This is a genomic window from Streptomyces sp. NPDC006798 (assembly GCF_040635975.1).
Lineage (GTDB): Bacteria > Actinomycetota > Actinomycetes > Streptomycetales > Streptomycetaceae > Streptomyces.
Genome location: NZ_JBEYIS010000052.1, coordinates 20384 through 43448 on the forward strand (window position 1 = coordinate 20384; position 23065 = coordinate 43448).

Here is a 23065-nt window from a genome sequence, read left to right on the forward strand (position 1 = left end):
CTGTATTCGCCGATGGCTTTCCGCGTGTTTCCCGTCACAGAATCCATTGATCGGGAACCCGGGAAAACCGTGGCCCCTCCATCCGGTAGGGGGTGGTTTTCTCATGTTCCCCATTGTGATGATTGTGTCTCGACCGTGACGCCCGGCCGGGCCGGGGCGGTATGACATGTCATGGCAAATGACGCCAAAAGGTGTGCTTCTGGCGGCGGTTGCTTCGCATTCTTGATCGCGGAATAAGGCATTCAGATATCTCCGATCTGTCACTGAATTGTGCGGTCTCGGTCAACTCTTGACCTTTTGCGGCCAATACTCATAGCCTCATTGGCAATACCGCGTGCCCCTACGGGGATTCGGGCAGCGGTGATCAGGTGTGGTTTGCCGTAAGGGAACCCATTCCGATCCAGGGGGAATATCGTGTACGACGTAATTGTTGTCGGCGCGCGCTGTGCCGGCTCGCCGGTGGCGATGCTGCTGGCCAGGCGCGGGCATCGGGTACTCGTGGTCGACCGGGCCACATTCCCGAGTGACGCCGTCTCCACCCACTACCTCCACCAGGCGGGGCTCCGCAAACTCAAGGAGTGGGGGCTGCTCGACGAGATCATCGACGCCGGGACCCCGCCGCAGCGCAAGATGCACTTCGCCTACCGGGGCATCCGCCTCGAAGGCTTCGCCGAGCCGGTCGACGGAATCGACGCCGTGTACTGCCCGCGCCGGATCGTGCTGGACGAGATCCTGGTCAACGCCGCGCGACGGGCCGGTGCCGAGGTCCTCGAAGGCTTCACCATGAGCGATCTGCTCTTCTCCGGCGACCGGGTCACCGGTATCCGGGGGAGCCAGGGCGACGGCCCCGAGCGGGAGTTCCGGGCCGCCGTCGTGGTCGGCGCGGACGGCTTCAACTCCACCGTCGCCAAGAAGACCGGGGCCGAGCAGTACAACGTCCGGCCCGCGTCCGGGTTCGTCTACTACGCGTACTACCGGGGCCTCGACTGGGGGCTGCACCACAAGACCGGCTTCAACGAGAACTGGTTCGGCACCTGGCCCACCAACGACGGACTGAACATGCTCTCCGTCATCTCCACCCGGCGCCGGTTCAAGGAGTTCCGGCAGGACGTCGAGGCGGGCTTCCTGACCGTCTTCGACGACGTCGACCCGGAGATGGGCGAGCAGCTTCGCGATCTGGGCAGGCGCGAAGGGTCGTTCAGGGCCATGCGCTACCCGGACAACTACTACCGGCGCGCCCACGGCCCCGGCTGGGCTCTGATCGGTGACGCCGGTTACCACAAGGACCCCTACACCGGCTGGGGCATTTCGGACGCATTTCTCCACGGCCAGCTCCTCGCCGACCGGCTGCATCAGGGCCTGGCCGGGGAGCGGCTGATGGACGACGCGCTCGCCGAGTACAACAAGGTCCGCGACGAGGAGAGCGCGGGCGTCTACGAGTTCACCACCGCCCTCGCCCGGCTGACCGAGCCGCCGCCGTTCTTCCGCGCCACGATGGAGGCGGCGAGCCGGAGCCGGGTGTGGACGGAGAAGATGCTGGGGGTGATCGGGGGCGTCGTCCCGGAGTACGAGATCTACGGGCGCGACGCGCTGGAACGGCTCTACGAGGACACCGGGGTGCCGCCGGAGCAGCGGATCTACGACCCCGCGGGCTGACGGGCTCACCGGCTCTGACCCGGCAGGCCCGGACGCCGGAACGACGGAACCCGTACGCGGACGCCGCGTACGGGTTCCGTATCTGGACACCGACGGGAACTCTCCGTGAGCATATGGTCGTTCAGTGTGATGGCTGCGCGCGGTCGGCGGGAGGTACCCGGGGTGGCGGACTGTACGAGTACGGGTGGCGGCGGGCCCGCCGACCGGGTCGAACCCGAGGTGTCGGACAGTCTGAAGACATTCGGCGCGATCCGAACCGGCCTGGTTCAAGAGCGGCTACAGCGGCTCCGAGGGAGATGACTGCGTTGAGGTGGCCATGTCCTGGCGCAAGTCGAGTTACAGCGGCTCGCGGGGCGACGACTGCGCAGAGGTCGCTCTCCCTCTGGCACAAGTCCAGCCGCAGCGGCTCCGACGGCGACAGCTGCGTCGAGGTCGCCGCTTGCCCCTCCGCCGTGTATGTCCGGGACTCGAAGCTCAGCCGGAGTCCCGAGCTGATGGCGGCTCCGGCTGCCTGGACCGGATTTCTGGCGTACGCCGCCCGGGGCTGAGCCCGGCGTACCCCCTGAACGCGCGCCCCGCCCGGCAACACCTCCCCGGGCGGGGCGCGCTCGTCTCCGTACCGGACCGGGTCAGGTGCCGGTGTACTCCGCGAGGTGGCGGGCCGTGAGGGTGTCGCCGGAGGCGATCAGGTCGCGGGGGGTGCCGGTGAAGACGACCTGGCCGCCGTCGTGGCCGCCGCCGGGGCCGATGTCGATGATCCAGTCCGCGTGGGCCATGACCGCGAGGTGGTGCTCGATCACGATGACCGAGTTCCCCGTCTCGACCAGCCGGTCCATCAGGGCCAGCAGCTTGTCCACATCCGCCAGGTGGAGACCGGTGGTGGGCTCGTCCAGGATGTAGATCGAGGACTTCTCGGCCATGCTGATCGCCAGCTTCAGCCGCTGCCGCTCACCGCCGGAGAGCGTGTTCAGCGGCTGCCCCAGCCGGATGTAGCCGAGGCCGACGTCGTTGAGGCGGCCGAGCAGGGTGTGGGCCTGGCCGGTGGGGAAGAAGTCGTACGCCTCCGATATCGGCATCGACAGCACATCGCTGATGTTCTTGCCGCGCAGGGTGTAGTCGAGGACCTCGGGGGTGTAGCGCCTGCCCTCGCACTGTTCGCAGACCGAGGCGACCCCGGCCATCATCGCCAGGTCCGTGTAGACCAGCCCGACGCCGTTGCAGCCGGGGCAGGCGCCCTCCGAATTGGCGCTGAACAGGGCCGCCTTGACGCCGTTGGCCTTGGCGAAGGCGGTCCGGATCGGGTTCAGCAGCCCGGTGTACGTCGCCGGGTTCGAGCGGCGGGAGCCCCGGATGGGGGACTGGTCGGCGACCACGACGCCTTCGCGGTCCGCGAGAAAGCCGTGGATCAGGCTGCTCTTTCCGGAGCCCGCGACGCCCGTGACCACGGTCAGTACCCCGAGGGGCACGTCCACCGAGACGTTCTTCAGGTTGTGCAGGGTGGCGTTCTCGATCGACAGCTTCGAGGTGTGCGGGCGGACCGTGTCGCGCAGGGCCGCCCGGTGGCCCAGATGCCGGCCGGTGAGGGTGCCGGAGGCGCGGAGTCCGGCGACATCGCCCGCGTAGCCGATCTCGCCGCCGTTGGTGCCCGCGCCGGGGCCGAGGTCGACGACATGGTCGGCGATCGCGATGACCTCGGGCTTGTGCTCGACCACCAGGACCGTGTTGCCCTTGTCGCGGAGCCGGAGCAGCAGTCCGTTCATCCGCTGGATGTCGTGCGGGTGGAGGCCGGTCGTCGGCTCGTCGAAGACATAGGTGACATCGGTCAGCGGCGAACCGAGGTGGCGGACCATCTTCACCCGCTGCGCCTCGCCGCCGGAGAGGGAGCCGGAGGTGCGGTCCAGGCTGAGGTAGCCGAGGCCGATCTCGACCAGGGAGTCCAGCAGCCCGCCGAGGCTCGCCAGCAGCGGCGCCACGGACGGGGCGTCCAGCTTGCTGACCCAGGCCGCCAGGTCGGAGATCTGGAGTCCGGCGCACTCGGCGATGTTGAGGCCGTTGATCCGGCAGTCCAGGGCGGCCCGGTTCAGCCGGGCGCCGTCGCACTCGGGGCAGTCGCGGAAGACGACGGCCCGGTCCACGAAGGCCCGGATATGGCTCTGCATCGCCTCCCGGTCCTTGGCGAGATAGGTCCGCTTGATCCGGGTGACCAGACCCTCGTACGTCATCGTGCTGGTGTCGATCTTCACCTTGGTGACCGGCTTGTGGAGCAGGTCGAACAGCTCGGTCTCGGTGAAGTCGGCGACCTTCTTGTCCGGGTCGTAGAAGCCGGACGAGGCCATCACCCGCCACGACCAGGAGTCCACCGGGAAGCCGGGGACGACGATGGCGCCCTCGTTGAGGGACTTGGAGCGGTCCACGACCTGGTCCGGGTCGATGTCCGAAACCCGGCCTATGCCCTCGCACTCGGGGCACATGCCCTCGGCGTTGTTGAAGCCGAAGAAGTGGGAGGGGCCGACATACGGCTCGCCGAGGCGGCTGAAGACGATCCGCAGCATCGTGTAGGCGTCGGTGGCGGTACCGACGGTGGAGCGCGAGTTGGCGCCCATCCGCTCCTGGTCCACCACGATCGCGGCGCTGAGATTGCGCAGCGCGTCCACGTCGGGGCGGCCCACGGCGGGCATGAAGGACTGGATGAAGCTGGTGTACGTCTCATTGATCAGCCGCTGCGACTCGGCCGCGATCGTGCCGAAGACCAGGGACGACTTACCGGATCCGGAGACCCCGGTGAAGACGGTGAGACGGCGCTTGGGGATGTCGACGGAGACATCGCGGAGGTTGTTCTCCCGGGCGCCCCGGACCTCGATGACATGGTGGCTGTCGGCGGGGGCGACCTCGCCGGGGCGGCCGGTTCCGGCGGGGCCCGTGCTCTGCTGGTGAATCGTGCCATCGGCGGCGGACATGCTGGTTCTCTCCTCCGTGCCCGGTGAGCGGCCGGGTGGCCGGCCGCTCGGCGAAACGCACACTCTACCTGGACTGGATACACCGTACGCAGATGATCACCGGTGATTTCCGGCCACCGGGCCGGGTGGTCCGGAGGTTGATGGTTGACGAAGCACATACCGGCCGGCCAACTCTCCGCTGGCAGGCCCTCGGTGAAGGTGAAATACTGAAAAAAGGGGTGTATCGCCCGGCAGGGGTTCCACAGATCACGGGAGCTGGTGCCGATGTGCGCCGCGGCCTCGGGGACGCCCATGGACGGGACCACCGTCACCTTCCTCCGCCGTGAGGACATGCTCGTCCTGGACTTCACCTTCTCCAACATCTCCCGCTCGGGCCCGGCGGGCGCCGTCGTCCTCGCCCCCACCACACCCGGCAGCACGGGAACGATCACCGCCCACTTCCCGCCGCAGTCCGTACTGGAGCAGGTCACACCTCCGGCGGCGGAGACGACCGCCACCAAACGTGTGCGGTACGCGGGGGAGAGCACCGTCGCCCTGGGCGTCCCGCCGGGCACCACCGTCCCCTTCACCGCGGACGGGCTGCTCTCCTGGGCCGCGCTCCGGGCCGCGCAGTCGGGCACCGTACTCGAATGCGTCTGGGGCCTCTTCTTCGGACCCGCGTCCGCCGACTTCTGCTGGCGGCACGTCACCGCCCCCGTCACCGGCAGCTCCGGCGCCACTGGCATCTGGCACACCAGGATCGCCCCCGCCTCCGCCCCCGACCCCTACGAAGGCGGTCCGGTCGGCCTGCGGAGCGTCGCCGCGCCCCGGACCTCGCAGCCCTTCCCCGGCTCCCTCGACGCGACGGCGCGCCAGCAGATCCACAGCGTCTCCGCCGCCCGGCCGGTCACCGCCACCGGACTCGTCCTCACCGCCCTCGGCGCCAACGCCGACCTCAACGGGAACTGGACGGACCTGGTGGGATACGGCATCACGCAGTACCGCCACCGGTCGGCCGGCGGCCGGGACATCGTCGTCCGGGTCGACCAGCGCGGCTTCCTGCTCCCGTTCGGCTTCCCCGTCCAGATCTCCACCCGCACCGAGCGCCGCCTCGACTACGGACTGATCCAGACCATCCGGCTGACCGTACTGAGCCCCGAGATCACCTACGAGGGCGTCGCCGCCCTCCCCAACGCCGGGCGGGCCTTCCCCTTCGTCCGGGTCCGGATCGACCGGCCGCGCGACACCGAGATCTACCAGGGCCCGTCCCTCGCCGGGATCGGCTACTGGATCAACGCCCCCGGCGGATCGGGGCAGCGCCTCCTCTTCGGCCTCAGCGCCGAGGACCGGCTCGGCCACCGGGTCGACTTCACCGCCCCCCTCGTCTTCGTCCACGGCACCGACACCGCCTACGACATCCCCGACGCCGCCCTCCAGCAGTACGAGAACCTCGCCAAGGACATCCGGCTCCCCGCCACCGGCCGCCTCGAACTCGCCCGCGACGAGACCACCACCGAGGAGCGGACCACCGTCGACATCGACGGGCTGTGGATCGGCGCCGAACCGTCCTCCGCCGCGCCCGGCCTGCTCAAGGCCGCCGGACGGATGGGCGCCCACCCCCGGCTGATCACCGTCGGGGCCCGGATTCCGGCCCTGGACGCCCTCGCGCCCCCCGCCGCGTCCGCGACGGTGAGCGCCGCCGTACCGCCCGTCGTCACCGGCGCCGTCCAGCAGATCAAGCTCTGCCAGAAGTACGTCACCGACGGCCTCGCCGCCGCCGAGCAGGTCTACGCGTTCCTGCCGAAGGCCGCCGACTTCACCCCGCCGCCCGCCGCCTCCGGAGCCGTAGCGGCCCTCGGACTGCCGGTCAGCGGACTCTCCGCGGCCACCGGACTCGTCGGCGGCGATCTGGCGACCGTCGCCGCCGGAACGTTCGACCCGCAGAAGTTCTTCACACCCCCCGCCGTCCCCGGCGAACTGCCCACCACCCGGCTGCTCGGCGTGATCGATCTGACCAAGCTGGTCGACACCGGGCCCATCACCGCGGGCGACGGCACCAGCACCCCCAAGATCGTCACCACCGTGCTGCACGAACAGGGCACCCTCAAGCCGCCGACCGGGGTCAGAACCGAGATGAACTGGCGGCCGAAGATCAAGGTCGGCACCTTCGGCGTACTGAAGACCAACCGGGCCGACAGCCTCGCCATCACCTCCACCGGCCTCGCCCGGTTCGACGGCTCCCCGGTCACCGCCGAGGTCCGCGGCGAACTGCGGGACTTCGAGCTGAGCTTCGCGGACATCCTCTCCGTCCATTTCCGGCGGATGGCCTTCACCGCCAAGGCGGGCACCACCCCCGACCTCGACGTCAAGATCGGCGGCGTCGGCTTCGCCGGAGACCTCCAGTTCCTCGACAAGCTCCGCGAATATCTGCCGTCACCGCCCAACGGACTCCGGGTCAAGGCCGACACCACGGGGATCGAGATCGGCTACGGCTTCGCCGTACCGGCCGTGGGCGCCGGGGTGTTCCTGCTCCAGAACCTGGCCCTCAACGTCGGCGTGCGCCTCCCCTTCGACGGCAAGCCCGTCCGTACCACCTTCGGCGTCTCCAGCCGCGACCACCCCTTCCTCATCACCGTCTCCCTGCTCGGCGGCGGCGGATTCCTCTCCCTCACCGTGGAGTCCGGCGAGGTCACCGGCCTGGAGGCACAGTTGCAGTTCGGCGCCGCCGCCGCCCTCGACCTCGGCGTCGCCAGCGGCTCCGTCTCCATCTCCGCCGGGGTGTATCTGAAGCTGGACCACGGCAAGAGCCTGCTGGAGGGCTTTCTGCGGGCCATCGGCGCCCTCGACGTCCTCGGCATCATCAGCGTCTCCGTGGAGTTCTATCTCTCCCTGCGGGCGGTCGACGTCCCCAAGAACCCCTCGAACCCCGACGGCCCGCAGCGCAAGGACATCATCGGCAGCGCCGTCGTGACCGTCCGGGTCCGGGTCGCCTTCTTCTCCCAGTCCGTCAGCCTGCCCATGGAGCGCCGGTTCGGCGGCGGCGGAGACCCCTCCTACGCCGACGCCTTCCCCACCCAGAACGGGTGGAGCAGGCGATGCGCCGCCTTCGACACCATGGAGGACGCGGCATGATCAAGGAGACCGTGATCTGGACCCTGCTCCCCGACCCGGCGGCACCCCCGAGCGCCCCGGGGACGGTCCAGCTGACCCTGATCCTCAGCATCCGGCTCTCGAACGACGAGGGCAGCCCACCGGGCACCGCCGTCCTCCCCCTCTCCCGGTATACCGAGATCGCCGACTTCCCCCACCTCGACTACGAACCCTTCAGGGTGATCGTCAAGAAGAAGAACGGCGCCTCCACCACCCCCACCGCCACCTTCGTCGACACCCCGCCGCAGACCGCCCTCTGGCAGGCCCTCTTCCCCGGATCGCTGATCGTCCAGCCCTTCGTCTTCGCCGACCACGCCGTCACGGCGCCCATCGAGTCGTACCCCGCCCGCCGGCTGGCCGGGGCGCTCTCCGACGTCTACGCCCGCTTCCTGGCCGACGCGGTCGAAGGCACGATCTCCGGCTCGGCGAGACAGAACGATCCCGGCGGCGGCGACGGCCGGGAGTGGGAGACGATCGACCGGCTCGTACGGCGCGTCGGCGCGCCCGGCCCGGCGGAATCCGGCGACTCGGCGCTCCGCCGCGAACTGCTCCGCACCCGGGCCGTGGCCGACGACGACCCGCGTGACGCCGAAGGCTGGGCCCGGCTCGCCGACTTCCACCGGCCCATCACCCCCACGGCCCTCCAACGCGCCGCGACCGGCCCCGGCACCCCGAACCCGAACGAATTCCACGCCCTGCTCGCCGCCCTCGCCGACCATCCGGTACTGATGGCCCCGCTCGGGCTCGTCCGCCGTCTCACCATCCAGATCCCGCCGGACTTCGACGAACGCGACCCCGTCACCATCCAGGCCAACCCGGACCAGACCGTCTTCTTCCAGAACTACCGGCCCAGGACCCTGTGTACGGCCCGGGCCGGCCGGATCACCCTCGCCCGCCCCGACGGCGGCTCCGGCGCCCTCCACCTGCCGCTGAACGACACCACCGTCTACACCCCGATCGACGTCGACCTCGACGCGGGCGGACTCGCCCTCCAGAACTACGCCCGCGCACTGGAGTCCCTGCCCCGCGACGAACCCCCGCCCGAGATCAGGCCGCCCGCCCTGCGCTCCGGCGGCATCTTCGTCGCCGAGACCGACCGGCAGGTCACCTTCCAGAACATCCTCGCCGTCCTGGCCGACATCGACGAAGACCTCAAAAACGGCGGCGAGGGCGATACGAAGACCCTCAACGCGGCCACCGTCCAGCAGGGCATCCGGGTCGACGTCCACGACGCGCGCTCCAACCGCTGGTACCCCCTCTGCCGCCGCCGGGGCCAGTACACCGTCACCGGTTTCGGCACCCTGCCCGTCGACGACGAGGGCGCCGTCACCGACGCCGTCAGCCGGGGCGAGGACGCGCACGGTACGGAACTGGTCAAGCTCACCCAGGCCGTTCTGCGCTGGGACAACTGGAGCCTGACCGCCGAACCCCGGGGCCGGGCCGTCGGCGTCGACGACAAGGTCGTCGACCCCGGGCCCGCGACGAACCCCGTCCTGCCCTTCGCCGTCGCCACCGACTGCCCCGACGGCACCCTGCCGTCCCTCCGCTTCGGCCGCACCTACCGCTTCCGGGCCCGGCTGGTCGACCTCGCGGGCCGCAGCACCCCCTTCGGCCGGGCCCCGGTGGCGGGCGAACCCGCCACCGTCCCGCTGACCTTCTCCCGCTACGACCCCGTACCCGCGCCCGTCATGGTGCTGCGGCGGCCCGTCACCGCGGGCGAGTCACTCGCCGATCTGGTGGTCCGTACCGACAACTCCGATGCCGGCGCCCCGGTCGCCGGACCCACCTGCGAACGGCATCTGCTGGCGCCGAAGACATCCGTGGAGCTGGCCGAACGCCACGGAGTGCTCGACCTCACCGGCAAACACCGGACCGACCAGGCCGTCCACACCCTGCTCACCCAGTACGACGGCGGAAAGATCACCGGCACCCCGGACCCGGGCGCGGGCGGCAGCCCGTACATCGACAGCGACACCGTCGCCCTGCCGTGGCTGCCCGACCCGATCAGCCGGGGCTCGGCCCTGCGCGGCGTACCCGGCACCCCCGAACTGCTCACCCGCTGGCCCGCCGGGGGCACCGGCTGGCACCAGCGGCTGCCGATCCGGCTGGTGGTGGAAGCCGGGCCGATGAACAGCACCCAGTCGACGGCAGCCTTCGACGCCGCCGCCCGGGCGATCCGGGTCAAACTTCATCCGGCCGCGTCCTTCCCGGGCGCCCTCGGCTCCCTGCTCGACCCCGGCGACGAAGCCCTCCTCGGCCAGTGGCGCTGGTACACGGACCGGGTCCGGGCGGCGGCGGCCCCGGGCGGCGGGACCGGGGCCGGCTCTGCGGCGGGGTCCGGCGCGGCGGGGGAGACGTACCGTACGGGCGGATCCGCCGAGGCGTCGTACCCCGGCCCCGGCGAGGGCGCCGAGTCCGACGTCCACGAACTGCTCGCCGCCGCCACCGGACCGGAGTCCTTCGGCGCCCCCGGGAGCAGCCGCCCGGACGAGTCCATCGGCGCCGTGTCCGACGCGGAGGCCGACGCCGCCCTCCGGGCCGCGCTCGACGGCCGGCTCGGCCAGCTCACCCCCACGACCGGGCTGACCTTCGTCCACGCGGTCCGCTGCCCCGTCACCCCGCCGACCTTCACCGGCCCCCGGATCGGGCGGGCGCCCGGCGAGACGGTCTACGTACTCGACGAGCCCGCCACGGCCGTCCACGGCCCGTCGACCCTCAGCATGTACACCGAAGCCACCTGGACCGAGTACAACGACCTCACCGGTACCGGACTCGTCACCAGCCCGGGGCGGATCGTGCTCCGGCCCGAGACCGACGCCCTCGGCTCCCCCGGGGGACCGACCCTCACCAAGGCGCCGTTCCGCAGCCGCCACGACCCCGGGGACACCCGGCACCGGCTGATCCGGTACACCCCCGTCGGCACCTCGCGGTTCGTGCCGTACTTCGCCGAACGGCTCACCGTCACCCTCCGCGGCACCGCCGCCGCCACCGTCTCCGCCCGGGGCTTCGTCCCCGGCACCGTCGCCGTCCGGCAGTCCGTCGCCCCGCTGCTCGCCGACGGGACCCCGGCCGCGCCCGGGGCCGCGTACAGCGTCGACACCGATGTCGTCGTGAACGACACGGGCGGCACGATCGCCCGGAAGCCGGGCGGGACGATCCCCGACGGGGCGCCGGTCGAGGTCTCGTACGTCCGGCCCCCGGTCATCCGGGCCGGTCCCTCGGTCTCCCTGCACGTACCGTCGACCGTCCGGCCCCCGGCGCCCGTCGTGCACTCCCTCGTCCCCGCGTTCGGCTGGCAGCGGACCACCTCGGGCACCGCGATCACCAGCATCCGCGACGAAGGGACCGTACGGGTCCATCTCCGGCGGCCCTGGTATCTCTCCGGCGAAGGCGAACTCCTCGGCGTCCGCGTCGTGGACGAGTCCACCACCGGCTATGTCGACCCGGAGACCCAGAAATGGGCCACCACCTGGGGCCGTGACCCGATCCGCGATCCGGGGGCCGCGCAGACCATGGCGTACCCCCGACCGTCGAACCTGGACCCGCGCGCCGTCGACGTCCGGCTCGCCCAGGGGCACGCGCTCGGCTTCCCGGTCGACTACGACCCGGGGCGGCGGCTCTGGTACGCCGATGTCCGGTTCCTCGGCAACGACCTCTACCAGCCCTTCGTCCATCTGATGGTGGTCCGGCTCCAGCCCGACTCGCTCACCGCGCCCGAGGACCTGCGGGCCTCCACCGTGGCCGACGCCGGATGGGTGCAGGTACCGGCCTACCGGCGCGCCAAGGCCGACGTCACCGGTACCGCCGAGAACTCGCCGGTCAAGGTCTCGGTGGTCGCGCCCGCGCCCCCGCCCGGACTGGACGGGCTGACCTCGGAGTTCACGGCCGTCATCCAGTTCCGCAGTACGACACTCACCGACGACGTCGGCTGGCTGACCCTCGACACGGCCCCGCCCGTACCGCTGGTCCGCGACGCCGTCGCCGGACCGGTCGGGGTCTGGCGGCGGGAGCTGAAACTGCCCGCGGCCCTCGGATCCGTGCCGATGCGGGTCGTGATCCGGGAGTACGACGTGCTGGCCGACAGCCCGGAGCCGGGGCGGACCAGCCGCCGGATCTCCTATCTGGACACGATCCCCCTGTGAGCCGTCGCGGACGCGTCGCGGTGTGAACTACGCCTGGGTATCGCGCAGTACGTCGTACGCGTATCCCGGGTCGAGCGGCGGCGGGACCACGGACGACCGGGTACCCGGGGGCCGGACGCGGGTGATCGCGTACCGTACCGCCCCGGCCGGCGCGGCCGGGAAGCGCGACCACAGCAGGGCCACCGCCCCGGTGACGGCGGGCGCGGCGGCGCTGGTCCCGGTGAGCCCGCCGGGGAGTACGGGCGCCGACAGACCGCGGCGGCCGATCGCCCGGCCCAGGGTCGACGTCGGCAGCGGGCGGCCCCGGGCGCCGAGCGCGACCACGGGGATCACCCAGGGGTGGCGGACCAGGGGCGAGCCGCCGAGCCCGCCGTCGTTGCCCGCCGCCGCGACCACCAGGGCTCCGCGCCGGGCGGCCTCGTCGACGGCTGCCAGCAGCCGCCGGATCCCGGGCCCGGACGCGTCGGTACGGCCGCCGGTGAGCGGCCCCAGCGACAGGCTGATGTTCACCACCCGGGCCCCGGCCGCCGTGATCTCGTCAAGGGCCGCGGCCAGTTCGGCGGGTGAGGCGGGCGGCGTGTCCACACCGGCGACCGGGCGGACGAGAAACGTACAGCCCGGACAGAGCCCCGGGACCGAGGCGGTGGGCCGGGCCGCGAGCGCCGCCAGGACCAGCGTGCCGTGCGACGGGCCGGTCGCGGGGGAGGGGGCGGCGGTCGCGGCGGAGGAGGCGGCGGTGCCGGCGAACCGGACCGGCTGGAGCGCCAGACCCGGATGGCCGAGGTCGGCCGTACCGTCGATTACCCCCACCACGACATCCGGACGTCCGGCCGTACGCGCTCCTGGCGCGTCCGGCCGGACCGGCCCCCGGGGCGCCGCCGTCACCGGGTCACGGGCAGGTCGGCTTGACCAGGCTGGGCGATGAGTAACTCGTCGTACCGTCGCACTCCTTGCAGACGGTCACGGCCACGGTCGCCCCGTCCGCGTTGCAGTGCCGCTCCTCATGGCAGTCCGGCTGGCACGGCGGGCGGAGGCAGTCGTCGATACAGGCCGGCTGGCACCGCTGTTGACAGCTCGCGGGGTTGTACTTGCCCGCGCACTGATTCCGGCAGATTTCCCGGCACTCGTCCCGGCACGTCCCGTAGGAGACCTGGGCGGGGAAAACGCCGTATCCGCCGTCGAGGACGGTCGCACCGGTGAAACCCGGGAGGTTCATGATGGTCACCCCTTCCCAGGGGCTCGGCTGTTCAGAGGCTCGGCCCGAGGTGGGTCAGCAGATAGGGATTCATATGGCGGGTGGCGACCTGGACCGCGTACCGCTCGGTGATGTCGGTCTTGCGACCGGTGTACGAGACGACGAAGTTCATCACGCCCTGGTCGCCGCCGACGGCCGCCGGGCCCACCTCGATCGAGGTCAGCGCGTAGTCGGCGGCGAAAGCCTCGAAGGTCTTGAGGTAGACCGCCTCGTACCGGCAGGCCACATAGTTCGCGGCCCGGTCCGGGGCGGTGGCGCCCGCGTTCTCGGTGATCTGGAGGATCTTGGTGAGGACCGCGTCGGCCGTGGCCCGGAAGCGCTTGGCCGACATGCCGTCCGGCTTCTCGATCGCGTCGAAGAGCACCGGGCGGCTGAATGAGTAGAGCTGGTAGAACTCCACCACGGGGAGGGCGAGTCCACCGCACGAGCCACCCGAGGGGACCCGTACCCCGATCACCACATCGAGGTCGAGCGGTGACGGCTGGGGCCGCAGGGCGTCGATCAGCTTCTCGTAGTCCTCGGGGAACCGGGGAACGACCGTATAGGTCTCCACCCCCTGGATGATCAGGACGAACTGCAACTGGCGGGCCAGATAGCGGTTCTCCGGGCGGCCCACGACCTCGCGGAGCACCTGGTCGTCCGTCTTCCCACGGGTCTTCGAGCCGCCGACGACCTGGGTGAACTCCTTCTCGACGCCCGGGTCGGGGAACCGGCAGGCGATCCGGCCGACGGCGAAGACATAGGAGTCCCTGTCGGCACAGGAAAAGCCCTCGTCGTGCCGGTGGTACTCGTCCGGCTGGTATCCGTCCGGGGCCGGGGACGGGGCCGCCGCCTCCGGTACGTCCCCCTGCGGCACGGCTTCATCGCTCATGACTGGCTCCCGGTGTCCCGTGGGCCGGCCGCGTGTCTCAGCGGCGGCGTCCGGAGAAGGTGACCCATTGGTTCATCCGCCGGGCCCGGCGGGCACAACCACCGCACGGACGGACCCCGGCGGCGCTCGTCGCCCGGCTCACCAGGTCGCCGAGTCCGATCTCGTCCTCGTGGACGAATCCGGGGAGACGGATGTCGTGGCGCGCCCGCCCCCTGCCCTCGCGCATCCCTTGATCGTCGCGCTCCCGGCCCATGTCCGGTGCTCCTGACGTGCGGCCCCCTGTCACCTTCATTCTCCGCCGCGTGGCAACGCCCCGCATCCGGGAGGGGAGGCGGGGCGTCGCGCGGTCCGTTCGCCGGTCCGTCAGGGGGACTAGCGGTAGTCGAACGAGTAGTACTTGACACTCGGGTCGTCCCAGGACCGGTTCGGGTCGAGATAGGCGTCGGGGTAGCCCTCGCACGCCGTCGAGTACTTGAAGAGCCAGATTCTCTTCGTGGTGTGGTTGTAGCCCTTCACCGCGCCCTCCGGCGTCGGATAGCAGAAGTACGTGTCCAGGTCGGTGTGCTTGTACTCCCGGCCGTCCTCGTCGTAGTAGAGGACGTAGCACGGCACACCCGTGGTGCAGGTGGTCTCGGCCTGTGCCGTACCGGCGAGACCCGGGACGCCCAGGGCCAGACCGAGGGCCGCCGCGATGGTGAACGCTGCCTTACGGTGCCACATGACAGAACTCCTCTCCGGAATCCCCCGCCATGCCTCGGCCAGGATGGCACCCGGCACCCCCGGTCGCGCCCGCCGGAAGGTGTGACCGGGCGGTTACCCGACCGCCCGGAAGCCGTACCGGGTCAGGGCCGGACCGCCCGGCGCGGCGGGGCGCGGATGTCGGCCAGGGGAGTGACCGGGGGAGTGGCCGGAGTGAGGAGCGGCCGGGGATCCCGACAGTCGGAAGTGTGTCGTCAGGAGTCCCGGAGCATGATGTCCCCGTCCTTCGACGTGAGCTTGATCTTGTGGCGCGCGGCCGGGTCATGGGCGATGTCGACGTTCTTGTCGCCGCCGTCGGAGGCGGCGGCCACCTGGTAGCGCGCCTTCGCGACCCGCAGATTGATCCGCCCGCCGTCGGTCGTCACCGTCACACTCGCCGGAGTGCGGACCGTCATATGGACCGTCCCGTCGCCCGCGCTCGCGGTGACCCGGTTGCCCGCGATGTTCCGGCCGGTGATCCGGCCCTTCGAGGTCTTCACCTCGACCGCGCCCTTCACCCCGTTCAGCTCGATCCGGCCCGACTTCGTCGTCACCTTCACCGCGCCCACCCGGGACAGCTTCACCGAGCCCTTGTTCAGCTCGCCCCGGACCGGGATGCCCTCGGGGACCTCGACGTCGTACTCGACCGAACAGTCCTTGCCGCAGCCGCCGAGGACCAGGACACCGTTCTCGATCCGGTGCGTGGGCTTCTTCGGGCGGTCGTCCCGGTACTCCACCCGGCGCTCCAGGGTCAGGCTCCGGGTGCCCGACATCCCCTTGACCGTGACGTCACCGCCGCCGTTCTCCAGCAGGACGGAGGTGATCCGCCCCGAGATGGCGCTGTTGTCGTCGAAGGAGTCCCCGTTCAGCCCGCACCCCGAGGCCCCGGCCGCCACGAGCCCGGCCACCGCGACCGCCCCGAGCCGACGGAGTTGCCGACGACGCATGTACGCCCCCTGATTCCTGTGCCGTGACCTCAACAAGCCGGTGCCCACGGTGTGTTCACCACCGCGGGCCCGTACCCCTCGACGCTACCGTGCCGGGAGGCGGCGGGCCATGGGGCGCCGATCGGGTCAGGGGGTCGTCGCCTCGGCGGCGGACTCCGGCTCCGGCGCGCCGCGGTCCGCGGCGGGCACTCCGCTGCGACCCGCCAGCCGACAGCTCAGACACTCCGGATGCCCCAGCCGGGCGGCCTCGTCGTGACCCCCGAAACCCCGCTGCCCTACGGGACGCGAGCCCGGGGGCTTGCCCCGGCCCGCGAGATGCAGCCACCAGGTGACCAGGACGGCCGCCGCCATGATCACGATGCCCAGCCAGATCCCCGGGCGCCAGCCGACGACCCCCACGGCGGCGACCGCCGAGCCGGTCGTCGCGACGGTGAACCCGGTCCATCCGGCGACGGTGTGGCCGTGGTCGTATTCGCTCATCCCTCGTCGCCCCCTGAGTGTGCGCCGCTGAACTCCCTCTGATGCTAAGCGAATTGGGCCCCACGGTCACGATCCCGCGCGCGCCGCTTCCCGCCTCCGGCGCGCCTCGCCTCCTCGGGTTGCCGCCCACTATCCGGGCCGCGCCCGGCGCCCGTGCGTTGTCGGCGGTCTGCGGACCGCCGGTGGCTTGTCTCGCAGTTCCCCGAGCCCCTAAATGCTCTCCCCGGCACCGGCCCTGAAAGAGGGGCCCACCCCCGGTAGACGGGACCCGCCTCTCTACGAGGGCGACGAGAAGGGCAACCAGGGGCGCGGGGAACTGCGCGACAAGCCACCCACCGGCGCGCGGTCGCCCGACAACACCCGCCCGGCTGGACGGGACGGCGCGGGCCTCACCCGGAGGGTCAAGGCGCTGGGGGTCCCCCCATTGCTGGGCGCGCCGCCCGGGAGTGAGACGGGCGGCTTGGCTGAAAACGTATGCACAGGCGCCTCCCCGCGCGGCGCCCCTGGCTTGGACGTATGTCGATTTGAGACATGTTTATCGGTCAAGCACGGGAAAAACTTAGGTTAGGCTAAGCAAAGCAGTGCGTCACCGCAGCCCCGTCGCCCCGCGACACCCGCTGCCTTCCCGTCCGAGGAGTCCTTCGTCGTGCGTTCCGTCCGTTTTCGCAAGAGCGTCGTGGTGACCAGTACGGTCCTGTGCGCGGGTCTGGTGCTGAGCGCCTGCGGCAAGTCCGACGAGAAGTCGGATTCGGCCAAGGGCAAGAGCCAGGGCGAGGTCAGCATCACGACCGCCAAGGGCGAGGTGAAGGTGCCTCTGAAGCCCGCCCGGGTCGCCGCGCTCGACAACACCTCCTTCCTCACGCTGAAGGCGTTCGGTGTGAAGCCGGTCGCCGTGCCGAAGGGGCTGCTGCCGAACGAGGGCTTCGAGGACTGGAAGAACGATTCCTCGATCAAGGACGTCGGTACCCACCGCGAGCCCAAGTTCGAGGCGCTGAACGCCAGCGAGCCGGACCTGATCATCGGTGGCTACCGGTTCACCGACCACCACGCCAAGCTGGCCAAGATCGGCAAGACGATCGACGTCGCCCCGTCGGACGAGGCGAAGGACGGCTACGTCAACGCCCTCAAGACCCAGACCACGACGCTGGGCAAGGTCTTCGGCCAGGAGGCCAAGGCCAAGGAGATCGTCGACGCCCTCACCAAGGCCGAGCAGGACGCGGTGAAGTCCACCAAGGGCGAGAAGGTCTTCCTCGCCGTGGCCAGCGCCGGCAAGGTCGACAACGGCGCCAGCCGGATCGGCCGGCTCACCCAGCCGCTGAACCTGAAGAACGTGCTGAGCGCCGAGGGCGAGGACAGCACCTCCGTGCACAACGACTCCGGGCTCGCCCCCGAGACGATCGCCAAGCTCAACCCCGACTGGATGATCGTCCTCGACCGTGACGCCGCCGTCGGCGCCAAGGAGGGCACCGAGGCCGTCGCCGCGAAGAAGATCATCGAGGGTATGGAGGCGTGGGACAAGACCACCTTCCGTACCAAGGGCCAGGTCATCTACCTGGACAACGACTTCTACCTGACCGAGGGCATCCAGGCGTACACCGACGCCTTCGGCCAGGTCGCGACCTCCTTCAGCGCCGCCGGCTGATCACTTCCACGCCGTTCGCCCCGGCCCCCGTCACGGGGCCGGGGCGGCCGTGCACCTCCACCCGTCCCGGAAGCCCGATGCGCCGAATACCCTTGCTGCTGGCCACGCTCGGTGTGCTGGCCCTGGTCACCGCCTCACTCTTCGTCGGCGGCTACGACATCGATCTGCGCGGTCTCTTCACCGACCCCGACGAACGCGAGATGTTCCTGATCTCCCGGGTCCCGCGCACCCTCGCACTCGTCCTGGCGGCCGCCGCGATGGCGGTCTCCGGTGTGATCATGCAAATGCTGGTCCAGAACCGCTTCGTGGAGCCGACCACCACCGGCACCAGCGAGTGGGCGGCTCTCGGCATTCTGCTGCTCACCCTGCTCGCCCCGGGCGCCTCGCCGCTGGTGAAGATGGGCGCCGCCAGCGCCTTCGCCTTCGCGGGCGCCGTCGTCTTCCTCTTCGTACTCGGCCGGATCGCGCTCAAGTCGCAGGTCATCGTGCCGATCGTGGGCATCATGCTGGGTGCCCTGGTGAGCGCCGTGACGCTCTACATCGCGTCCTCGGAGAATCTGCTCCAGATGCTCGCCACCTGGCGTTCGGGCGGCTTCAGCTCCATCGTCCGGGGCAACTACGAACCGCTGTGGGTGGTCGGCGCGATCCTCGTCGGCCTGTACGTACTGGCGGACCGGTTCACCATCGCCGGTCTCGGCCGGGACACCGCCACCAGCCTGGGGCTGCCGTACCGCCGGATCCTCTTCACCGGACTGGTGATGGTCGCCCTGGCCACCGGGGTGACCACCGTCGTCGTCGGCTTCATCCCGTTCCTCGGGCTGATCGTGCCCAATCTGATCTCGATGATCCGCGGTGACGACGTCCGCGCCAATCTGCCCTGGGTGGTGCTCTCCAGTGTGGCGCTGATGATCGCCTGCGATCTCGTCGGGCGGACCGTGGTCTTCCCGCTGGAGATCCCGTCGACCGTCGTCCTCGGCGCCGTCGGAGCGGTCGTCTTCGTCGTGATCATTCTGCGTCAGCGGGAGAGGGCCCATGTCTGAGATCTCGACCCCCGCCGCGCCCCCCGCGGCTCCAGCCGTTGCCGCGCCCGCCCGGGCCCGCCGGGGATTCCCCCCGGCCGCCCGGCTCGCCGTCGCCGCCGTGCTCGCCACCGCCGCCGCGCTCTGCTATCTCTTCCTCTTCATCGAGGGGTCCTTCGACTTCGCCTTCGAACGGCGGACCACGGTCTTCTGGACCATGGCCGTGGTGGCGTTCTGCCACGCCGTGGGCACCGTGGTCTTCCAGACCATCACCCACAACCGGATCCTGACCCCGTCGATCATGGGCTTCGACGCGGTCTACATCCTGATGCAGACCCTGATGGTGGCCTTCTTCGGCGGCAGTGTGCTGGCGGTCACCGACGGCATGCCGAAGCTGATCACCCAGACCCTGCTGATGGTCGGCTTCACCATGCTGCTCTTCACCTGGCTGTTCTCCGGCCGCAACGGCAGCCTGCACGTTCTGCTGCTGGTCGGTGTGGTCCTCGGACTCGCCTTCCGCAGCCTGTCGGACTTCCTCCAGCGGCTGCTGTCACCCGCCGAGTTCGACGTCCTGTCGGCCCGGCTCTTCGGCCGGCTCACCAGCGCCGAGGTCTCGTACCTCCCGCTGGCCACCCTGGTCTGTGTGGTCGTCGGCGGGGTCGTCCTCTACCGCTGCTACCGGCTCGACGCCCTGCTGCTCGGCCGGGACACCGCGACCAACCTGGGCATCTCCCACAAGCGCGAGCTGACGGTGATGCTGCTGATGGTCTCCCTGCTGATCGCGATGGCGACGGCCCTCGCGGGCCCGATGACCTTCTTCGGCTTCGTCACCGCGATCCTCGCCCACCAGCTGGCGGGCACCCACCGGCATATCGTCGTGCTGCCGATGGCGTTCCTGATCGGCATGATCACCCTGGCGGGCGGCCAGTTCGTGATGGAACACGTCTTCTACGCCTCCGGCATGCTCACCGTCGTCATCGAGTTCCTCGGCGGGGCGGTCTTCCTCCTCCATCTCCTCCGGAAGGGCACCCTGTGATCGAGTTCACCGACATCACCAAGTCGTACGGCGACCACACCGTGCTCGGACCGGTCTCCGGGCAGATCCAGGCGGGCGGGGTGACTTCCCTCGTCGGACCCAACGGCGCCGGGAAGTCGACCCTGCTGACCATCATCGGGCGGCTCGCCGAACCCAACTCCGGCACGGTCACCGTCGACGGGGTCGACGTCCACCGGGCCCCCTCCCGCGATGTGGCCAGGCTCCTCTCCATCCTCCGGCAGGAGAACCACTTCACCGCCCGGGTCACCGTCCGCGAACTGGTCTCCTTCGGCCGCTTCCCGCACTGCCGGGGCCGGCTCGCCAAGGACGACATCGCCAAGGTCGACGAGGCACTCGACTTCCTCCACCTCGGCGACCTCCAGCACCGCTATCTCGACCAGCTCTCCGGCGGCCAGCGCCAGCGGGCCTATGTCGCGATGGTGCTCGCCCAGGACACCCGGTACGTGCTGCTGGACGAGCCGCTGAACAACCTGGACATGAAGCACTCCGTCCGGATGATGAGCCAGCTCCGGCGGGCCGCCGACGAACTCGGCAAGACCGTCGTCCTGATCGTGCACGACATCAACTTCGCCGCCACCTACTCCGACCATGTCATCGCCCTGCGCGACGGGAAGATCGCCGCGTCCGACACCGTCGACGGGATGATGCGGGCCGAGGTGCTGACCGAGGTCTTCGACACCCCCGTACAGATCCATGAGATCGAGGGGCGGCGGACGGCGGTCTACTACCGCTGAAACCGTGACCGATGGGATCGGCGGGGCGGGCGGGTCAGGTGGTACGCCACCGGGCCCGCCCGCCCCTTCGTCCGCCGCCCCGGGAAAGCGCCGAGCCGGGCCGTCAGTCGCCGAGCGGCCCGAGCAGCCAGCCACCCGGCCCGTGCGGATCGTCGTCGAAGTAGTAGGCCCGGATCGACTCCAGCAGATCGTCCCGGCCGATCAGCCCGTCCCCGTCGGTGTCGAGCCGCCCGAAGACCTCCCGGGCGTCCGTCGCGGGCAGCCCCATCAGCGCGCCCGTCCACCGCACCTGCTCGTCCCGGGTCAGCCTGCCGTCGCCGTCCCCGTCGACCACGTCCATCAGGGCGTCCAGGAAGGGCCGGTACGCCCCGTCGAACGAGGCGGGTGTCACCAGCGCCCCGGCCGCGAAGGCCGTCGCGTACTCCTCCTCGGTGATCCGGCCGTCCCCGTCCAGATCGGCCTGGGCGACCAGATGCTCCCAGAGCCCGAGGCTCAGCTCCCGGACCCGGCCCAGCGCCGCGCACCCCGGCTCCCGGCCGAACGCCGTGCCGAGCCGGGCGACGGCCGCCTCGAAGTCGGTCCGCTCCACGAAGCCGTCGCCGTCGGTGTCGTACGTCGCGAACCTGCGGGCGAGCCGCCGCCGCAGAAACGCGTTCCCCTCCGGATTCCGTACGTCGGTCCCCATACTGTCGCTCCCCTCGGCCGGACCCGTGCCCGGCGCCCTCGCGCCGGCGGTCCCTCGACCGCATTCCTACCGCGAACCCGGTACCCCGGGGGCCGAAAGGCCGCTTACGGACGGCCGCCGAGCCGTCGTCACCCGGCCCACTTCGAGATTCCGTACGACCGGGTTGACATGTTCCGGACGCTTGTTCGCCTCATCCTGATGTCTCACGGTCCGGCCGCGGTGCCCGGCGCGCCGGTTCGGCCACCACCCCGTACTGACCGGCACCGCCCGGGAGCGGGAGTGCTCGGGGCCGGGAGACACCGGGGGCCGGTCTGCGACCACATCGGCTGACCCGCCGTTAGACGGCGGGCAGGCCGGACGGCAGATCGCAGCCCGCGTCCCGGTGGCTCCGCCGGGCCGCCGCGAGCGCCAGTTCCTGTACCGCCGTACGGGCCCGCTCGACGTCCCGCTCGCGGACGCCCGACGGCAGCCGGACCGTCACCCCCAGACTGCGCGCGCCCTCCGGGGACTGCGCCGCGGGCGAGCACGGCACCAGGAGCGCCGCCGCCCGGCCGGAGGAGCGGCCGGAGTTCCCGGGGCCGAAGCTCCGCAGCTGCCGGTCCGGGTAGTCCCGGGCCCGGACGGTCGAGAACCAGCCCGCCACCGGCTCGGTGGCCAGCATCTCCGTATGGGCCACGAACAGCATGTTCCGGTCGCCGTCCAGGACCCGGCAGGCCGTGGCGTAGCCGTCGGACTTCTTCCCCCGGCGCTCCGCGGTCTCGGCGTCGAAGCGGTACGTGCCGGTGGCGGGGAGTATCCCGTCGAGCGTCCTCGCGGCCGGCTCGGCGGGTCCGAGCTGGGCGCAGACCCGGTCCGCGGCGATTCCGCCCCCGTCGCCGTCGCCGCCGAACGGGGGTCCCCCGGCGGCGTAGTAGACGGCACCGCCCACCACCAGCACGGCGGCGGTCGCGGCGGCGATGGCGTTCTTGCGCATGGGTGTCACTCCGACTCCAGGGTCCTGGACGGCGCCGTCCGCCCGGGCGGCCCGTCGACGCGCCCATTCTGCTACGTGCCGTCGTAGTAGTCGCGCGTCCGGGTGCGGGAAGCGGGAGTTCGGGGAGGCCGCGCGCACACCCGGGGCGGACCGGCCGGGCGGCGCGCCCGGAATCCGAGGAATGTGACCAGCGGCACATTCACCGATTTTCAGCCATCAAAGGTGACATGGTGGGCTGGTGCTGGACGATACGGACCGCAGGATCGTACGGGCGCTCACCCGGGACGGCCGGACGCCCTATACGGCCCTCGCCCGCGAGCTGGGCGTCTCCGAGGGGACCGTACGGCAGCGCGTGGCCCGGCTCCAGGAGAGCGGCGTGCTGCGGATCGTGGCGCTCTGCGATCCGCTGCGGCTGGGACACCAGTCCGTACGGCTGATGATCCGGGTCCGCGACCTGACCCCGAGGGCGGTCGCCAAGACGCTCTCCGGAATGCCGATGATCAACCATGTGGCGCTCTGCGCCGGAAGCCAGGACATCTTCCTGGAGGGCACCTGCCGCGACCAGGCCCAGCTCGTCCAACTGCTGGACGACATCCGGATGCTGCCGGGGGTCTCCCGGGTCCAGGTCCTGCTGCTGCTCGAACTCTTCAAGGACTACTCGTGGAGCGGGCTCGCGAGCGCCGTGGGGCAGCGGGTCACGGAGGAGTAGCGGCGGCCGGTTCCGTACCGCCGCGGGATCCGGGGGAGCGCGCCTGGTGTTCCACGCCGTACGGCCGCGGG

At 71.0% G+C, this 23065-nt stretch carries 18 protein-coding genes and 1 pseudogene; 9 read left to right on the plus strand and 10 right to left on the minus strand.

The genetic code is table 11. The features are described 5' to 3' along the window. The first annotated feature begins 414 nt into the window (after window positions 1-414). Window positions 415-1656 (plus strand): NAD(P)/FAD-dependent oxidoreductase, encoded by a 1242-nt coding sequence (locus ABZ714_RS28065; RefSeq protein WP_358828136.1) that lies wholly within the window; start codon window positions 415-417, stop codon window positions 1654-1656. 259 nt (window positions 1657-1915) lie between these two features. Further along, window positions 1916-2204: pseudogene (locus ABZ714_RS28070) on the plus strand (DUF397 domain-containing protein); the annotation flags it as partial. 81 nt (window positions 2205-2285) lie between these two features. Here ABZ714_RS28070 and ABZ714_RS28075 read toward each other — a convergent pair. Continuing rightward, entirely contained in the window at window positions 2286-4613 is a 2328-nt protein-coding gene (locus ABZ714_RS28075; RefSeq protein WP_358828137.1) for an excinuclease ABC subunit UvrA, read from the minus strand. Window positions 4614-4904: 291 nt separating this feature from the next. Between ABZ714_RS28075 and ABZ714_RS28080 the strand changes: the two genes are divergently transcribed. Beyond that, window positions 4905-7724 carry a hypothetical protein gene (locus tag ABZ714_RS28080; protein WP_358828138.1) on the plus strand — a complete coding sequence of 940 codons (2820 nt, stop codon included), beginning with the start codon at window positions 4905-4907 and terminating at the stop codon, window positions 7722-7724. Continuing rightward, entirely contained in the window at window positions 7721-11884 is a 4164-nt protein-coding gene (locus tag ABZ714_RS28085) for a hypothetical protein (RefSeq protein WP_358828139.1), read from the plus strand. The genes ABZ714_RS28080 and ABZ714_RS28085 overlap by 4 nt, the downstream gene beginning before the upstream one ends. A gap of 27 nt (window positions 11885-11911) precedes the next feature. Here the strand turns inward: ABZ714_RS28085 and ABZ714_RS28090 are convergent, their stop codons facing one another. The 7 genes from ABZ714_RS28090 to ABZ714_RS28120 form a co-directional block, all read right to left on the minus strand. After that, complete coding sequence (locus tag ABZ714_RS28090) at window positions 11912-12694, minus strand: S8 family serine peptidase (RefSeq protein WP_358828140.1); 783 nt, start codon at window positions 12692-12694, stop codon at window positions 11912-11914. 79 nt (window positions 12695-12773) lie between these two features. Then, window positions 12774-13100, minus strand: coding sequence for a hypothetical protein (locus ABZ714_RS28095; RefSeq protein ID WP_358828141.1), 327 nt, complete (start codon window positions 13098-13100; stop codon window positions 12774-12776). A gap of 31 nt (window positions 13101-13131) precedes the next feature. Continuing rightward, a complete protein-coding gene (locus ABZ714_RS28100; protein WP_358828142.1) occupies window positions 13132-14010 on the minus strand; it encodes a hypothetical protein in 879 nt (292 codons plus the stop codon). A 37-nt stretch (window positions 14011-14047) separates the two neighbouring features. Next, window positions 14048-14236, minus strand: a complete 189-nt coding sequence (locus ABZ714_RS28105; protein ID WP_358828143.1) for a hypothetical protein — start codon at window positions 14234-14236, stop codon at window positions 14048-14050. A 146-nt stretch (window positions 14237-14382) separates the two neighbouring features. Next, entirely contained in the window at window positions 14383-14730 is a 348-nt protein-coding gene (locus tag ABZ714_RS28110) for a hypothetical protein (protein ID WP_358828144.1), read from the minus strand. A 233-nt stretch (window positions 14731-14963) separates the two neighbouring features. Continuing rightward, window positions 14964-15695, minus strand: a complete 732-nt coding sequence (locus ABZ714_RS28115) for a DUF4097 family beta strand repeat-containing protein (protein WP_358828145.1) — start codon at window positions 15693-15695, stop codon at window positions 14964-14966. A 126-nt stretch (window positions 15696-15821) separates the two neighbouring features. Continuing rightward, window positions 15822-16175 carry an HGxxPAAW family protein gene (locus ABZ714_RS28120; RefSeq protein ID WP_358828146.1) on the minus strand — a complete coding sequence of 118 codons (354 nt, stop codon included), beginning with the start codon at window positions 16173-16175 and terminating at the stop codon, window positions 15822-15824. A gap of 646 nt (window positions 16176-16821) precedes the next feature. Between ABZ714_RS28120 and ABZ714_RS28125 the strand changes: the two genes are divergently transcribed. The 4 genes from ABZ714_RS28125 (at window position 16822) to ABZ714_RS28140 (ending at window position 20627) form a co-directional block, all read left to right on the plus strand. Next, window positions 16822-17817: an ABC transporter substrate-binding protein gene (locus tag ABZ714_RS28125; RefSeq protein ID WP_358828147.1), complete on the plus strand. Its 996-nt coding sequence runs from the start codon at window positions 16822-16824 to the stop codon at window positions 17815-17817. Window positions 17818-17894: 77 nt separating this feature from the next. Further along, a complete protein-coding gene (locus tag ABZ714_RS28130) occupies window positions 17895-18857 on the plus strand; it encodes an iron chelate uptake ABC transporter family permease subunit (RefSeq protein WP_358828148.1) in 963 nt (320 codons plus the stop codon). Next, window positions 18850-19872 (plus strand): iron chelate uptake ABC transporter family permease subunit, encoded by a 1023-nt coding sequence (locus ABZ714_RS28135; protein WP_358828149.1) that lies wholly within the window; start codon window positions 18850-18852, stop codon window positions 19870-19872. Before ABZ714_RS28130 ends, ABZ714_RS28135 begins: the two co-directional genes overlap by 8 nt. Continuing rightward, window positions 19869-20627: an ATP-binding cassette domain-containing protein gene (locus ABZ714_RS28140; RefSeq protein WP_358828150.1), complete on the plus strand. Its 759-nt coding sequence runs from the start codon at window positions 19869-19871 to the stop codon at window positions 20625-20627. Before ABZ714_RS28135 ends, ABZ714_RS28140 begins: the two co-directional genes overlap by 4 nt. A gap of 103 nt (window positions 20628-20730) precedes the next feature. Here ABZ714_RS28140 and ABZ714_RS28145 read toward each other — a convergent pair whose 3' ends face one another. Together ABZ714_RS28145 and ABZ714_RS28150 are read right to left on the minus strand one after the other, a co-directional pair. Continuing rightward, window positions 20731-21312 (minus strand): EF-hand domain-containing protein, encoded by a 582-nt coding sequence (locus ABZ714_RS28145; RefSeq protein WP_358828151.1) that lies wholly within the window; start codon window positions 21310-21312, stop codon window positions 20731-20733. A 337-nt stretch (window positions 21313-21649) separates the two neighbouring features. Then, window positions 21650-22285, minus strand: coding sequence for a hypothetical protein (locus ABZ714_RS28150; RefSeq protein WP_358828152.1), 636 nt, complete (start codon window positions 22283-22285; stop codon window positions 21650-21652). A 238-nt stretch (window positions 22286-22523) separates the two neighbouring features. On the opposite strand from ABZ714_RS28150, the gene ABZ714_RS28155 reads away from it, so the two are divergent. Next, entirely contained in the window at window positions 22524-22994 is a 471-nt protein-coding gene (locus tag ABZ714_RS28155; RefSeq protein WP_358828153.1) for an Lrp/AsnC family transcriptional regulator, read from the plus strand. Window positions 22995-23065 lie beyond the last annotated feature (71 nt).